At 60.3% G+C, this 13725-nt stretch carries 16 protein-coding genes; 7 read left to right on the plus strand and 9 right to left on the minus strand.

All coding sequences use genetic code 11. From position 1 onward, the window contains the following. Positions 1 to 864 precede the first annotated feature (864 nt). From AC4DF4_RS00115 to AC4DF4_RS00130, 4 genes are all read left to right on the plus strand, one after another. Positions 865 to 2985 carry a cadherin domain-containing protein gene (locus AC4DF4_RS00115; protein WP_490046067.1) on the plus strand — a complete coding sequence of 707 codons (2121 nt, stop codon included), beginning with the start codon at positions 865 to 867 and terminating at the stop codon, positions 2983 to 2985. Between the two features lie 18 nt (positions 2986 to 3003). After that, positions 3004 to 3381, plus strand: coding sequence for a hypothetical protein (locus AC4DF4_RS00120; RefSeq protein ID WP_490046068.1), 378 nt, complete (start codon positions 3004 to 3006; stop codon positions 3379 to 3381). A 77-nt stretch (positions 3382 to 3458) separates the two neighbouring features. After that, a complete protein-coding gene (locus tag AC4DF4_RS00125) occupies positions 3459 to 3737 on the plus strand; it encodes a hypothetical protein (protein WP_490046069.1) in 279 nt (92 codons plus the stop codon). Between the two features lie 24 nt (positions 3738 to 3761). Then, positions 3762 to 4484: a hypothetical protein gene (locus tag AC4DF4_RS00130; RefSeq protein WP_490046070.1), complete on the plus strand. Its 723-nt coding sequence runs from the start codon at positions 3762 to 3764 to the stop codon at positions 4482 to 4484. A 25-nt stretch (positions 4485 to 4509) separates the two neighbouring features. Here AC4DF4_RS00130 and AC4DF4_RS00135 read toward each other — a convergent pair whose 3' ends face one another. From AC4DF4_RS00135 to AC4DF4_RS00175, 9 genes are all read right to left on the minus strand, one after another. Continuing rightward, on the minus strand, positions 4510 to 5244 hold the full coding sequence (locus AC4DF4_RS00135; RefSeq protein WP_490046071.1) for an ATP-binding protein: 735 nt from the start codon (positions 5242 to 5244) through the stop codon (positions 4510 to 4512). After that, the gene (locus tag AC4DF4_RS00140; protein ID WP_490046072.1) at positions 5241 to 5753 is read right to left on the minus strand and encodes a helix-turn-helix domain-containing protein; all 513 of its coding nucleotides are present in this window, start codon (positions 5751 to 5753) and stop codon (positions 5241 to 5243) included. The genes AC4DF4_RS00135 and AC4DF4_RS00140 overlap by 4 nt, the downstream gene beginning before the upstream one ends. After that, positions 5750 to 5989: a hypothetical protein gene (locus AC4DF4_RS00145; protein WP_490046073.1), complete on the minus strand. Its 240-nt coding sequence runs from the start codon at positions 5987 to 5989 to the stop codon at positions 5750 to 5752. Before AC4DF4_RS00145 ends, AC4DF4_RS00140 begins: the two co-directional genes overlap by 4 nt. Then, positions 5986 to 6210 carry a hypothetical protein gene (locus tag AC4DF4_RS00150; protein ID WP_490046074.1) on the minus strand — a complete coding sequence of 75 codons (225 nt, stop codon included), beginning with the start codon at positions 6208 to 6210 and terminating at the stop codon, positions 5986 to 5988. Before AC4DF4_RS00150 ends, AC4DF4_RS00145 begins: the two co-directional genes overlap by 4 nt. Positions 6211 to 6286: 76 nt before the next feature. Beyond that, positions 6287 to 7237 (minus strand): hypothetical protein, encoded by a 951-nt coding sequence (locus AC4DF4_RS00155; RefSeq protein WP_490046075.1) that lies wholly within the window; start codon positions 7235 to 7237, stop codon positions 6287 to 6289. 2 nt (positions 7238 to 7239) lie between these two features. Beyond that, on the minus strand, positions 7240 to 8538 hold the full coding sequence (locus tag AC4DF4_RS00160; protein WP_490046076.1) for a hypothetical protein: 1299 nt from the start codon (positions 8536 to 8538) through the stop codon (positions 7240 to 7242). A gap of 206 nt (positions 8539 to 8744) precedes the next feature. Then, positions 8745 to 9170 carry a helix-turn-helix domain-containing protein gene (locus AC4DF4_RS00165; RefSeq protein WP_490046077.1) on the minus strand — a complete coding sequence of 142 codons (426 nt, stop codon included), beginning with the start codon at positions 9168 to 9170 and terminating at the stop codon, positions 8745 to 8747. 4 nt (positions 9171 to 9174) lie between these two features. Beyond that, entirely contained in the window at positions 9175 to 9483 is a 309-nt protein-coding gene (locus AC4DF4_RS00170) for a type II toxin-antitoxin system HigB family toxin (RefSeq protein ID WP_490046078.1), read from the minus strand. Between the two features lie 62 nt (positions 9484 to 9545). Beyond that, complete coding sequence (locus AC4DF4_RS00175; RefSeq protein WP_490046079.1) at positions 9546 to 9683, minus strand: hypothetical protein; 138 nt, start codon at positions 9681 to 9683, stop codon at positions 9546 to 9548. Between the two features lie 139 nt (positions 9684 to 9822). On the opposite strand from AC4DF4_RS00175, the gene AC4DF4_RS00180 reads away from it, so the two are divergent. The 3 genes from AC4DF4_RS00180 to AC4DF4_RS00190 are packed head-to-tail and all read left to right on the plus strand — an operon-like array spanning position 9823 to position 13642. Beyond that, entirely contained in the window at positions 9823 to 11751 is a 1929-nt protein-coding gene (locus AC4DF4_RS00180) for a DUF47 family protein (RefSeq protein ID WP_490046080.1), read from the plus strand. After that, positions 11748 to 13400 carry a PEP/pyruvate-binding domain-containing protein gene (locus AC4DF4_RS00185; protein WP_490046081.1) on the plus strand — a complete coding sequence of 551 codons (1653 nt, stop codon included), beginning with the start codon at positions 11748 to 11750 and terminating at the stop codon, positions 13398 to 13400. The genes AC4DF4_RS00180 and AC4DF4_RS00185 overlap by 4 nt, the downstream gene beginning before the upstream one ends. Then, positions 13397 to 13642, plus strand: coding sequence for a glutaredoxin family protein (locus AC4DF4_RS00190; RefSeq protein WP_490046082.1), 246 nt, complete (start codon positions 13397 to 13399; stop codon positions 13640 to 13642). Before AC4DF4_RS00185 ends, AC4DF4_RS00190 begins: the two co-directional genes overlap by 4 nt. Positions 13643 to 13725: the final 83 nt, after the last annotated feature.

A 13725-nucleotide genomic window follows, 5' to 3' on the forward strand; every position in this document is an offset into this window, starting at 1 on the left:
CCGGAGCAGGTCGGCGACGGCCCAGGTTTCATTGGCGGTGGAGGAGAAGTTCGGCGGCATGGTGGCGATGGGCCGCATGCTGAGGGAAATCTGATGGGAGGTCCACCCCAGAACGAGCAAAAGGTGGGGGAGCTTCGGGAGAGTCATCCGGATTGGTGGGTGCCGGGGCTCCGGACACAGTTCGCCCGTCTCCGGGCCAAACTGTGTTTTCGGAAAAGCATCCGTAATTGGAGCCGGCCGAGGACATTAACACACCCGTGATAGCGGGCTCTGGAACCTACCCCGAGGACTGTGGCGGTATGGCGGGCTTCGACGGTTCCAGGGTTCACACTGATTACCGATGGCTGCAACTAGCTTCAGGCCATCGAACCTTCCCCTGCCTGCCGTCGTCCGTCTCAGCGGTGCTCGGGTCGGGCTGTTTCGGCGATATGTTTCCCGGCCGTCGGGATTTTCCACCGCAACCGGAGAAGGCTGGGTGGAGAGTCATCCGGTCTCCATGGTGGAGGCGAATTGCCGGGGATTTACCTCAACCCGCAGATTCGCGGGAGTGGTGGGATTCAAATTTCCGGAAATGCCGCTTATCCTGCCGTTTGTGCTTGCGGAATATGATGAACATCGATTCTATCAATCCGTCCGGAGAGATCCGGTCCGGGGCGTTAGAACTCCGTGTTAAGCGGCAGGCGTTGCCGTAACAGCGCCGCCTCCAGACCCGAAAGGGTCGGGGAGGCGGTGGCGCATGTCCAGGTCACCTCCACGGGGGCGACTAAAGGCCCCCGCGCTCGTCTTAACACGGGTTCTAAACTCCCCGGCCACCCTGAGAGATCGGGGTGGCTGGTTTTGTTTCAGGCACCAACCAAGAATCCGATGAAAAGACCTAATCCTCCAACGGCGAAAGCACGCGCCACGCGCTGTGCGATGAGTGCAGCACTCCTTCTCTCCGTAATCCAAGCCATCGGCGCGCCGGGAGACATCGACAGCAGCTTCGGAACCAACGGTGTTTCCATCGTGCGAATGGACTACTCGTCAAGCACAGGACAACGTTATGACAGGATCGAGGCACTGCTCGTCCAGCCAGACGGGAAGATTGTGGCTGTCGGAAGCGCGCTTGGCTACAATGACTATCGTTCGTCTGCGATAGCACGATTCAATCCTGATGGCAGTCTTGATCTTGGGTTTTCCGATGATGGAAAGTCGAGTTCGGGTATGACGGAGTCACTTGCAGCAGCGCTCCAAACTGACGGCAAGATTGTTTTAGCTGGCTATAGCAGCAGCATTTACGGAAATGAACAATCGATCAAAGTATCACGGTTGAATTCGGACGGAACACTTGACACTTCTTTTTCGGGCACTGGCAATGTGACATTAAATCGGAAAATCTATGCCAGTGGAGAGAGGGCATATGGGATCGGAATCCAGCCCGGAGGCAAAATCATCGTTGTTGGAATATCAAACGATGGGTCCTTTCCATACTCAGCAATTGCCCGCCTCAACACAGATGGCACACTCGATGACACTTTCCGAGGAGCCGGGAAGTTTCATGAATACAACCGCAACCCACAGGCGATGCACATGTTGCCTGACGGGCGTTTCCTTGTCGCTGGAAGTTACGCGCCAGACTATCAAGAGTCCAGGCATTGGGTGGCAAGGTATGGCGTGGATGGAGCGCTTGAGGGCGAGACAATCACGGCCACCGCCCCAAATCGCGGGCCTGGAACGGCCCAGGATTATGGCTCGATTGCCCAAAGCGTGGCGGCGGCCCCTGATGGCACCATTTGGACATCTGGTGTCGGCATCGGCGGAGAGAGCAACGTGCTGGTTCGATATGCGTCCAGCCTAGGATCAGGCACGGTCACCGCCCTTCCCCTGGAACTAGGCGCACGGCTCGCGGTGCAACCGAACGGCAAGCTCCTGAGTCTTGGTGGGACTTCTTCCAATGCGCTAGCCCGCTACGATTTGACACCGCAACTCGACTTTGGGTTCTCGGGTGACGGGATTACCGAGCAACTTGGGGCCTTTGGCATCAATGACCCAAGGGGCGTTACTTGTCAGGGCAATGGAGGTGTTTTCATCGGTGGGGTTTCTGGTTTGGGCTATTTCGCCGTGGCGCGCTTCCTGACCGACGGCAATTCTCCGTCCAACGTGACGCTCGCTCCAGCCGAGGTTGCAGAGAATCTTCCAGCCGGCACGTTGGTCGGCACGGTCTCCGCACAAGATCCCGATCCAGGGGACGCGCTGCAATTCGTCTTGGCGGGCGGCGTGGGCGACACACACAACGCCCAGTTTTCCATTGTGGGCAATCAGGTGTTGACCGTGACTCCGCTCAACTTTGAGGAAGACGCAACCCGCAGTATTCGGGTGCGGGTAACCGACTCAACACAAAGCGTCGTTGAGACCCCAGTCACGATTACCCTGCTGGACGATCTTTCAGAGGACATCGACGGCGACAAACTGACGCAAGCGGTGGAGAAGCAATACGGATCAAGCGATTTCTCCACGGATTCTGATGGTGACGGCCTGGGAGATTACGACGAGGTGCGTGTTTACGGCTCGTCTCCGGCCCATGACGATTCCGACAGTGACGGCGTTCTTGATGATGATGAGCTGACCTTGGGCACGGGCATCACCAACCCGGACAGCGATGGTGACGGCCTCAAGGATGGCGACGAGATAGCACGCGGCGCAGGTCCGCTAGACCCCGACACCGACGATGACGGATTCCTCGACGGCTACGAAGTCCAGACCGGGAAGTCCCCCACCGATCCTGCCGACAAGCCGGCACTGGTGGCGGAGGTTCGGACTGCCATCGAGTTCTCCTTCCCCACGGCCATCGGGAAAACGTATCGGATCGAAGCATCGCCTGACATGACAGCATGGGCCGCCATTGAGGAAAACATTGTCGGTAGCGGCACTGCCGTCACTCGCTTCTACACCACTCGCAACCTGCCGAAGCGCTTCCTGCGTGTCGAGGAGCAAGCCGGGCAATAACTCCAAGCCGCACAAGTCATGAACTCACTCAAATGGTTCGTCTTTCTTCCGCTTGCTGCGCTGTTGATAGCACTGGCCCAGCTTGTGACCGGCATGATTGTTCAGAATACTCCCTGGTGGCTCGGGCTACCGCTGGTTTTTTTCTTCGGGGTGATCGTGGCCATGGCGGGTATGCTTCCGCTGAAAATGGTTAGTGACCCGAAGATCGCCGCAACTGTACTGATCACCCTTTTTGTTCTATTCGAGGGAATCTCACTCATGGGCATCGCTTCCTCACTTCCGACCAAGGGACTCGTAGGGCGCATTCTCGTGGATATTCAGATTCTCGCGGGAGCATTTGCAGGGGCGCGGCGGGACGGGACAGAAGCAATCAGAAAGCCTTCAACTTGTTTTTGATAAACTAGCGGAGAAATATGACTAAATTAGTTCGATACATAGACAAACCAATATTAGGTTGCTGGGCGAGAATTAACATGGAAAGTGGCGAGCTTTGCTACATCTCAATAACAATGACAGGTTTGACGATTAAAGAGTCGGACCTTGGGTTTTTCGGTAAAACGGTTTTAAGAATAAATAGTAGCGATCTCGCTTGGCTTACTAGGTCGCTTTATGAAGTCCAAGACGACGATCTTACCCCGCCCGATATAACTAATCCCGTTCTCAAAGTAATCACCAACAAGGTGCTCCACCTCAAGTCACTTGGCGATATTGCCGAGATATTCGGCGCTTGGGATTCGCGCAATCGCAGCTGACGCAAACGGCAAATTGACCGCTTCATGAACCTTCCATCCGGCACCTGGCACAGCCCGTTTTCGAATTGCAGCCTCAACGCCGAGGATCTGGTACGGGAAATGGCGCTGAACGCGGTTTCCAAGAGCCTGATGGTGGGCTTGCTCAGCGACGAGGCGGCGGAGGTCGAGATGAGGCCGGATGCGATCGTTATTCACGCGCCCGTTATCGGCTTTCGCGGCGTGATGCCCTTTCCGCCCGAGCTGAAGGACTACGTTCAGAGCGAGTGGCTGCTCTGGTTCAACGTGTTTCTGGACGAATACGGGATCTGCGGCGCGCTGGACGACCTGCTGCCGCGCAAGATCCCTGACGGCGAGAAGATCGGGAAGCTGTTCCGTCACTTCCGGGTGATGCAGTCGTTGTTTCAATATGCCTCGCAGCGGGCTTGGCCGCAGGACCGGATTCTGGGCATCCACGGCGCGGAGTCGCCGGAGATCTTCGGGCGTTTGCAGTCGGCCGGGATCAGCTACCTGCTGGTGTGGCGGGAGGAACACATCCGCGAGGCGGCAGAGGCCGGCCGGGAGGTGACCGAGGAGATGCTGGTGGATTGCTTCAGCAGCGGCTGCCTGAAGGCGCTCAGCATGGACGAAGCCGAGACCCTAGCCCGCGACGCCTTCGCCCGCCAGTCCGAGAGCACCCGCCGGATCTTCCGCCTCACCCGCGCCTGGTGCGTGGACTCATGGTCATCGAACCATCCGCGGTTCCGGTGAGATCAAGCGACGAACTTTCCTGCTTTTAACGAAATAGGATAATGCGAGACGAGTCGTTCAAGCGGCCTGCAAAAGGCGCTGCCATGTCAGCAAGCATCGCCGCGGCGAACGTATCGGGCAGACTATTGGCCGTCCAGATCGTCGGCAGCGCGTGGCAATACCTGTGATCGATCAGCGCGAAAAACTCGGCGGAGACGGCTGGCGTCATCCGCCCTTTTCCCAGATCGTCGATCAGCAGCAGGCGGGCATCCCGCAGTCGGGCAAGATCAGCGCGAGCTTCGTCCTTCGTCTGGAATGACGAGGCGGTCAATTGACCCACGAGTTCGGAAATTTCATATGCGGCGACGAATTGGAACGACGGTTCCCTCTCCATCGCAGTTGCCATGCGTTCGATTTCCGCTGCTGCGAGCAGATAGGCGATTCGGCTCTTGCAGGTGCCCGTTTCACCCACCAGGCCCAGCCACGGCTTTTCGGCGTTTGGACTCCAGCCGTTCACCTTCTGCCATCCCTTGAGGTTGAATTTCTGGTGGCTGGTGTCCGTAGCGCAAAAGATGGCCGGTGTCGCATGGTGAGCGGATTCCCGAGCGCGGCGGGAGATTTCGTCAATCTTTCTCTGGCGCACAACCGCTTCCCTCTTGGCCTCAATCCGAGTTTCGCACTCGGTACAATGGTTGGGGCGGAGAAATTGGAACTCCCATTCATCACACGGCGTCCACTCGAAATTCACGCCGCACTCGCAAGTGATGGTTTCCGTTGTCATGCCTCTTCGATGGTTGCGGCTCTTCGTCCGGTATTGACTGGAGCAGACTGCTTTGCCTTGTTGTCATGGCTCTTAACCTGCCCCCTGTAGCCGCTTTGGCTGAAGCACCTTCCTTGGGGAACCTTATTTGGAGAACCTTCCCGGCTATCACTTTGCGCCGATTGATGGCTATCCATTTGCGCCGATTGGAGTATCTGATTTGCGCCGATTGGAGCGGTATCTATCGGTGCTTTATTTGCGCCGATAGACGAGACGAGAATTTGGTAGCGATTCGATCCTGCAAAGGATTTCCCGACACGCCGAATGAGGCCCTTGACCTCCAGACTGCTAATAGTCGTCCAGACGGTGTTTCTGGCCATGCGGCAGTCCCGTGCGATGCTGTCGGCCCGTGGCCATGCAATGCCCGTCTTGTTGTCGGCACGGCGGCACAGGTGGCAGTAAAGACGGAACTCTGCTTGCGATAGGCCGGCATCGTCGAGCCATGCCGGAATAAATGGTCCGTCTCTCATGGCTCATATGGGTGGTTCTTCGCCTCGATGGCTCCCAACCGTCGGAGCAGGTCGTCTGGATCAGTTCCGAGCAATTCCGCGCCGGTTCGCTCGCCAAGGTCAGGCTGCGGCTGGCGCAGAAACATCCGCATCCCACCCTCGCCCATATGGGCGATCAGAAGGCGAAGGCAGCGGGCGCGGGTGCGCTCATCGTCATGCCGGTAGTCCCGCCGGCCTTGGTGGTCGGATGGATTCATGGCTGGATGGCGTTGATGCGAAAGCGGCGTTCGAGGGCTCTACGGGCTTCATCTGGATCGATGAAGACCCTTTTTCCGATTTTGAATTTTGGCACGTAGCCTCGGGCTAGCCACTCGTTGAATGTACGCATTCCCGGACGGGAATCGGCATGTGGAAACAAGATCTCAAGGCAGCGTTCCTTGCCGACCAGTTGCGGTGATTGATTGGTATTTGCTTGCATCAGCGGCACTTTGCCACCGAACGCGCCGGGATGTTTTCCGGTTTCGGTCTAGGAAATCGGAATTTTCGGAGGGACTTCAGTCGCGACGTGCAAGAGCCACCCATTCCGGCTCAAGGAGCTTTGCCGGAGGCGACGATTTGGGCTTCTGGTTACCTGTTTTCCGCGCAAGCCTGGCAAGTCGCGTTATCTCCATTTCATCCCTTCGTATGCTGCGTGGGCTGGCATATTCCAAGAGCAGGAAATTGAATGCGTCGCACCATGTCTCTTTGCGGCTTGAAATCCCGTCTCCCAGATCAAGGATGAAACTCTTCAATTCCTCGCGGCTCGGTGGTCTGCCAAGTTTTGCTGCAAGATGGCCATGCCAGGTGAAGATTCTGAGCACGACTTCAATGCACTTCGGTCCTTCGTGGTTTCTCGTTTTCCTCACTGCCTGGGTCACTGCCGCCAGTTCGTTGATCTGTTTCCAGTCGCCATGATAGAGTGATCGGGCGACGAGTGCCTCATTCATGGCGTGCGCGATCCTGCGCGCCCCGGTCTTGTGCTCCGGTTTTTCGTGATCGTTGTCCAAGCCCCATTTACAAAGCCACCAAAGCTCACGCTCCACCCCTCCCCACCATCCGATGAACGTGAGTCTGGCAATCGCGTTTTGCAGGGAGGACTTGAGGGCGGCCGAATCCATTTTTCGGGCGAGGTCGATGAAGCATGAGAATGCGGCATCCATGCCCCTGCGGTCTCCGGCCTCGAAGAAGATGGTGCGGCTGCGGCCATAGAGCATCTCGTGTGCAACCCATCCCAGCAGATCGGCCGCCGGGCAGGGAATGTCGGCATCATGCAGCCATTCCTTTGCCAAAATAAGGTCTGGACGAGGGAAGGCGAGGAAGTCCCTCACTTCACCCGTCAGATTCTCGACGCGGCGGTCTAAATTCTTTCGGATGAGCCGATCCTGCTTTGGCAGTTTTGCCTTCGGGCTTTTTTCCTTGGGGACGACACTGGCCTTCGCCTTTTTCGCTGTCTTCTTCGCCGCCATGGTCAGATCACCTTGAGGTGGGGTTCGGTTTTTGCCGCGGGTAAGGGTGCCAGCACGGCGCGCTTCCGCTTGGGATCTGGCACGATGCGAAAGAAGAGCCCGCCTTCCTCGCGGGGATGCAGATTCAAGTAGTGGCGCTTGACGATGCTCTCGCTGTTCCCGGCCTGCAGCGCGGCATCACCGATGCTCCGGTGCTGGGCGACATGGTAGCTGATGAAACTGTGCCGGGCTTCGTCGTGGGTTTGGCCGAAGTGTTTCTTGGATGCCTCCAGCAGATGCTTGAAGTTCGTCGGGGTGATCGGCCGGCCTTCGGTGGCTTGCAGCCATGCGGCGAGGTTGTCGGAAATGGTGACGTGGCGCTCGTGGCGGGTCTTGGAAATGTTCGCCGGGATGGTGATGATCCGGGTCTTGAGGTTGATCAGCTCGGCTTCCCGGCCGTTCATGCGCTGTATTTCCGTGGGACGGATGCCGGCGAAGTAGGCGAGCGCGTGGTAGCGGAGCATCGCCCCGCCACGCCAGCAGTAGAGGACGGAGAACATCCGGCGGACTTTCCGCAGGTCGGTGGTGATCGGCCTGGCATTCTGCTGCTCGCGGACCTGCCGGGCGTCGTAGGCGCGGACTTCGGCGGCCGGGTTCTCAAAGGTGAACGGGCGGTTGGTTGACTTGTCGGGCGTGGAACACCACGCGAAGAAACCTCGAAGTTCGTTCAGCGTGTTGTTCCAGAATTTCTTGCTGGCCTTGTTGGTGCCATCGGCGGCTCTCAGGCCACGGAGGTAGCTTTCGACCTGCTGGCGGGTCACCTCGTGCGTCCATGGATCGTCTGTCGCCTTGATGAATCGCTCGATGCTGGCCTTGAGTGCTTTTAAGGTGCGCGGCCGGAGCCCATCCCGCTCCTTGTCGTCGAGGTAGAGCTTGGAAGCCTCACGGAGCCGGATCGTGAACTCTGGCGGGCGGTGATGTTTCAGGAAGAACTCCACGGCGTCGGCGAGGGAGTAGTGATCTCCGAGGCGGCCAAGAGCCGAGAGCGCAGCGTCATGCTGCTCCTGGGTGAGCGATGAGAGAATCATCCGCTGCGCACGCCCCTTGTTCTCCATCTCCACCTGCTTGAGCGCGGCGAAGCTCTTGGCCTCATCCTCTTCCTTGAAGTAACGCCGCAGCCATTTCCCGTTCTCCTTCCAACCCTGCACGATATAGGTAGTCCATGTGCTGTTGCCCTTGTTGCGGACGATCTGCCGGATTGTAATCTTGACTGCGGCCGTCTTCGGGGCTGTGATGCGTGTCCGTTTCGGCTTCTTGCTCATGGCTGCAATTCACCGCATTTCAAGGGGTATTGCAAGCATGTATTGCGCGGTCCGTAGCGCGGCATTCTGCTAGTCATTGTAATACCTAGTGATGACGGCAGGTTCGAGTCCTGTTCCCGGCACTTTTGGCTGTAGGGCTGGCGGCCCAACAGGTCCCATTGGGAACTGCGCGGCAAATCCCCCTTTGTCGCATTGGCATTGCCGGTTTAGATCAGTAGGGATGCTTCCAGACCGAGAGCCTCGGCGGTTTTCCTGACGTGGCCGGTGTTGAACTTGCGCTCGCCGTGGAGAAGCCGGGAAGCGGTCGAGCGGTCGATGCCGATGAGCTTGCCCCACTCGGTGGCGGTCATGCCGATGTTTTCGAGGTGGGCGGCGAGGAATTCATGGGGCGGTAGGGATGCGGATACCGGATGGTTCGCGGACTCATAGGCTTCGGCAAGCTCGGCGAGGGTTTCGAGGTAGTCGGCTTGATCGGCGTTGAGCGGATGGCCAGCCATGAGGTCGATGATTTCGGTCACGGCTTCGAGTCCGATGTCATCATGCAGCGTGCGCGGCAGGCGCAGGCGGCAGAGGGCTTCGTATGTTTTCGGCAGTTGGCCGAAGCTGGGCAGGATTGGCTTGGTGGCGTTCATCGGCTTAAAGGTCGTTTTTCCATCGGTCCTTGCTGTAATCGGCGTGGGTGAGGATTTTCAGAATGGAGATGCTGCGGGTGTTGTAGTGGATGGCGGTGATCAAGCGGTGGTGGTTGCCCGCGATGTTGAAGATGGTGACAGTCTTGGAGCTGCCGACGGTGGCGAGGTCCGCATGGGGGAAGACTTTACGAACGTCGGCGATGGATTGCCACTGAGCGGCGGAGGCGACGGAGATCCATGCGTTAAGGTTGGCGGCGGCGTTCGGGTGCTGTTTGGCATAGTCGAGGATGCGGCGCTTGGTGATGATTCTCATTCGGAAAGCTGTTGTCAAATTAGCAACATGGATAGGGCCCGTCAAGGTGCGAGTTCATGCGATCAGACGGCGACGAGGTGAGGATTCGGGCTGGCTTCCTTCTCCGGTGCCAGCACGGCGCGGCGGCGCTTCGGATCGGGCACGATGCGGAGGAACCGCCCACCGGCCAGACTGCGGAGCCTCCTGTTGCCAGCACCCACAAATGTCTTGGCCGCGGCGGGCGGCGATGTATGGTGAATCCTGCAGTTTCATCTCTCCTCCCCCTTCAAAAACAAGCTCCCGGCAAAGTCGCGAATTCTCGGAAACGACGACGCCCGCCGGGTCACGACGCGCACCACGATGACATCCAAGCAGGCCATTGTCGCGGAGCTGGGCGACCGCCAGATCCTCGCTCCCGACACCATCGCGAGATCCCTCGTCGCCAACGACCAGGTGAAATATTACTTCGCCCTGCTCCAGACCGCGCGCGCCCAGACCGACCACCCCGGCCTGCCGCCGGTCGATCTCAAGGCGGAGCGGCTCGCCTGCCAGCTCGGCGACGATTGGCTCGACGAGGTGGTGGCCGGAAGCAGCAAGAAACCCGCCGGAGCCTATCTGATTCCGGGCGGCGCGGAAATCCTGCGGCGCGTCCGCAGCGGCATCGACGCGATGCTCGAATGCCTGCCAGACCTCGACCAGGATTCCTTTCGGACCCGCTTGAAGGAACTTGAATTTCCCCCGCTGGAAGACGGCGCGATTCCCGGCGCCTTGATCCAGGCGATGACATCGGGAAACCGCAAAGCCGGCGACAGCCTCCACCTCGTGGTGATGGACGCGCACCGCGCCATCAACCGCTTGCAGGCCGAGACCGCGGTCGAGACCTTGGCCGGAGCGCACGTCCACCACCTTTCGGCAAAGGGGCGGAGGCGCGTCGAGGCGTTCATGCAGGGTCTCAACCGCACGGCGCCGCTCAAGTTCGACCATCCAGGGCTCGGCACCACCGCGACCGAACACGAAGGCCGGCTTCTGATCCAAAACGACATCGGCACGACCGACGCGCACGTTCTGGTCGTGCGGGTCGATGGCCTTGTCGTCACGGTCACCTGCACCGACATCCACTGCTCCCGCCTGGTGTTTTTCAAGAGCCTATTGGAAAACTTCGGCATGACTTGGAGCGCCACCGAGGAGCGCGAAAGCAGCCGCTTCGAATCCGGACAATACATGCTGGCCAGCGGCCGCCTGGTGGCGGCGAGGGAGGCGGATCTCCGGGCGTTCCTATGCCATCTGGGCTCTCGCATCGTGTTTCTAATCGACTGGAACCGGATGCGGAAACGGCTCCTGACATTCATCGGCAAGCCACAAGCCGTGGACGTGCTCAAGTGGGCGGCGGACAACGATTACGGCCACCGGGCGCTGCTGGAAATCGGCGGCGCGCGCGTGCTCGCGGAAGCGGTGGAATACGCCGCGGGCCCGCAGCTGCGCTACGGCCAGCGGCTCGACGAATTGATAGGCGCGGAACGCGCCGCCAGATTTCTGAGGGAAGCGCTCCGGCTCGCGTCGCTCGGGCTGCGCCAGCGGCGCTCCCGCCGCAACATCACCGACGAGATCAAGGCCTGCCTGCGCGGCTCCTTCGAGCATGAGAGGCTCCAAATTTTCGACCTCGCAGCCGGGCACGCAGCGGTCGGTTACGATCTGGCGGCCGCCTTGATCGAGGCGCTCGCGCGGCTTGCCAGGGACGCAGGCGACGCCCGGATTTCCAGATTCGCCGCCCGCGCCGCGGAGTGGGAAAAAAGCGCCGACCAGATGCTCAATGAAGCCCGCGACGACATCCGGCGATTCGCGCGACCGCACTCGCTCCAGGAGTTTTTCGAGTTCTCGGACGACGCGATCGATGACCTGGAGGAAGCCGCTGAACTCCTGGACCTGACCCGCCTCACCAAGCCGTCGCCGGCAGCGATTCAGAAGCTCGGCGAGCTGGTCGGGCTGCCATTGTTGTCCGCCCGGGAGTTGGTGAAATGCATCGAATGCGCGGCGTCCGTCACGCGCCCGGACATGCGCGACGACCTGGACGAATTCATGGCCGCGCTTGAGCAACTGACGAACTTCGAGCACCAGGCTGACGACGCCTTGCGGAGCTTCCGGCGCTGGCTGGTTTTGGAAAACACCGGGCAGCGGCAAACCATGGTTCTGGCGGAATTGTCGCAGGCGCTTGAGACGGCCACCGACGCCCACACCCACGCCGGCCAGGCGCTCAGGGCCTATCTGATGGAGGAGGTGCTCGCCGGATGAAACCCCTTGGAAAGCACGGCCCGCCCCAAGTCTGCCGGATTCCTTTCGACGGCGGCGCGATGGAGCTTCCGGCCAAAGAGCTGGTGGGCTCAAAGGCGCACGATCTCATGCGGATCGCACGCTGCGGCCTGCCCGTGCCGCCGGGCTTCGTTCTATCAACCCAGCTCTGCCGCGACTACCTCAAGCACGGCGCGGAGGCGCTTGACGGCATCGACGAGGTGCTCGTCCGCGAGCTCGACCACCTCGCCGCGCTGACCGGCCGCGGCTTCGGCGATGCCAGCCGGCCGCTGCTCGTGTCGGCGCGCTCGGGCGCGGCCGTTTCCATGCCCGGCATGATGGAGACCGTGCTCAACATCGGGCTCACTGACGAGACGCTCCGGGGCTTGGTCCGCATGACGGGAAATCCCCGCCTCGCCCGCGACTGCCGCCGGCGATTGGTCCGGCAATACGGCGAGGTGGTTCACGGGATCGCCCCCGCGAGATTCGACGTTAGAACCCTGGAACTGTTAAACGCCCGCGGGCTGTCCGAGGTGGACGAGCTCGACACGGATGGCTTGAAGCAGCTGGCGGCGGTGTTCGAGGAGGAATTCGAGACGCGGACCGGCATGGATTTTCCGACCGATCCGCTGGCGCAATTGAAGGCCGCCATCGAGACGGTTCTGCGCTCCTGGTCGGGCGACCGCGCGAAGAGCTATCGAAAGCTGAACAGGATTCCCGACGACCTCGGTACGGCCACCACCGTGCAGGCGATGGTTTTCGGAAACCTGGGGCCGGACTCCGGTTCCGGCGTCGGCTTCACGCGCAATCCGGCTAACGGCGAGAACGAACTTTACGTCGATTACCTCACCAACGCGCAGGGCGAGGACGTGGTGGCGGGGCGGCGGCGAGCCTTGAATCCCGATGAACTCGCACGGCGCGCGCCGGAAGCCTGGCAAGCGTTAGCCGGAGCGCGGGACATTCTGGAGCACGAGTTCAAGGACATGCAGGATTTTGAATTCACCGTCGAGGCAGGACGCCTGCTTTTCCTGCAATCCCGCACCGGCAAGCGCACCGGACTCGCGGCCCTGCGGATCGCGCGGGACATGGTCCGGGAGAAATTGATCCGCCCTGCCGAGGCACTCGCGCGACTCGACGGAATCCGGCTGGACGAAATCGAGGAAACGAAGCTGGCCCCGGCCGCTGGCGTGACGCCCGCGGCAACAGGAACGCCCGCCGGCATCGGCGTTGCCGTCGGCGTCGTGACCTTCGATCCGCTCAGGGTCGCGGCCCTCAAACGCGCGGACAAGACCGTCATCCTCGTGCGCGAAACCGCGGACACCGACGATGTCGCCGCACTCGCCGAGGCCGCAGCGCTGGTCACCATCGAAGGCGCGCGCACGTCCCATGCGGCGGTCGTGGCGCGGCAGTTGGAAAAGCCATGCATCGTCGCTTGCGGCGGATTCGCGATCGATGCCGGCGGGCAGCGCGGCACGCTCGGCGGCGAGGCGATCGCGGAGGGCGACGCGATCTCGCTGGATGGATCGACCGGCGAGATTTTCCGAGGCGAAATCGAAGTGGTCAGGAATCGCCCGCTTGAATTGCTCGATGAAATTCAGCACTGGACGGGAAGGCGAATCCCGCCGAAAACCCGCCCAGCAAGCATCCCATGAGCCTTCCCATTCTCTACATCAAACCCGGCTGCCCTTGGTGCGACGAAGCCGTCTATTATCTCGACCGCAAGAAAGTCGCCGTGAAAACGGTCGTCGTCTCCGGCAACCGCGAGGCGATGCAGGAAATGGTCGAGCTCTCAGGCCAGAGCAAAGCCCCCACCATGGACTGGCACGGCGACGTCCTCGCAGACTTCGGCCTGGACGAGCTCATCCCTTTTCTCAAGAAACACGGCGTCGGCTGATCCCGCTGACGCACCGGGCTAGAGCAAAATAAGATAGAGGATAGAGGTAGGAACGGGACATTGAGTTGCCCCGCTCCCCCCTC

The sequence above is a fragment of the Luteolibacter sp. genome (assembly GCF_058122085.1).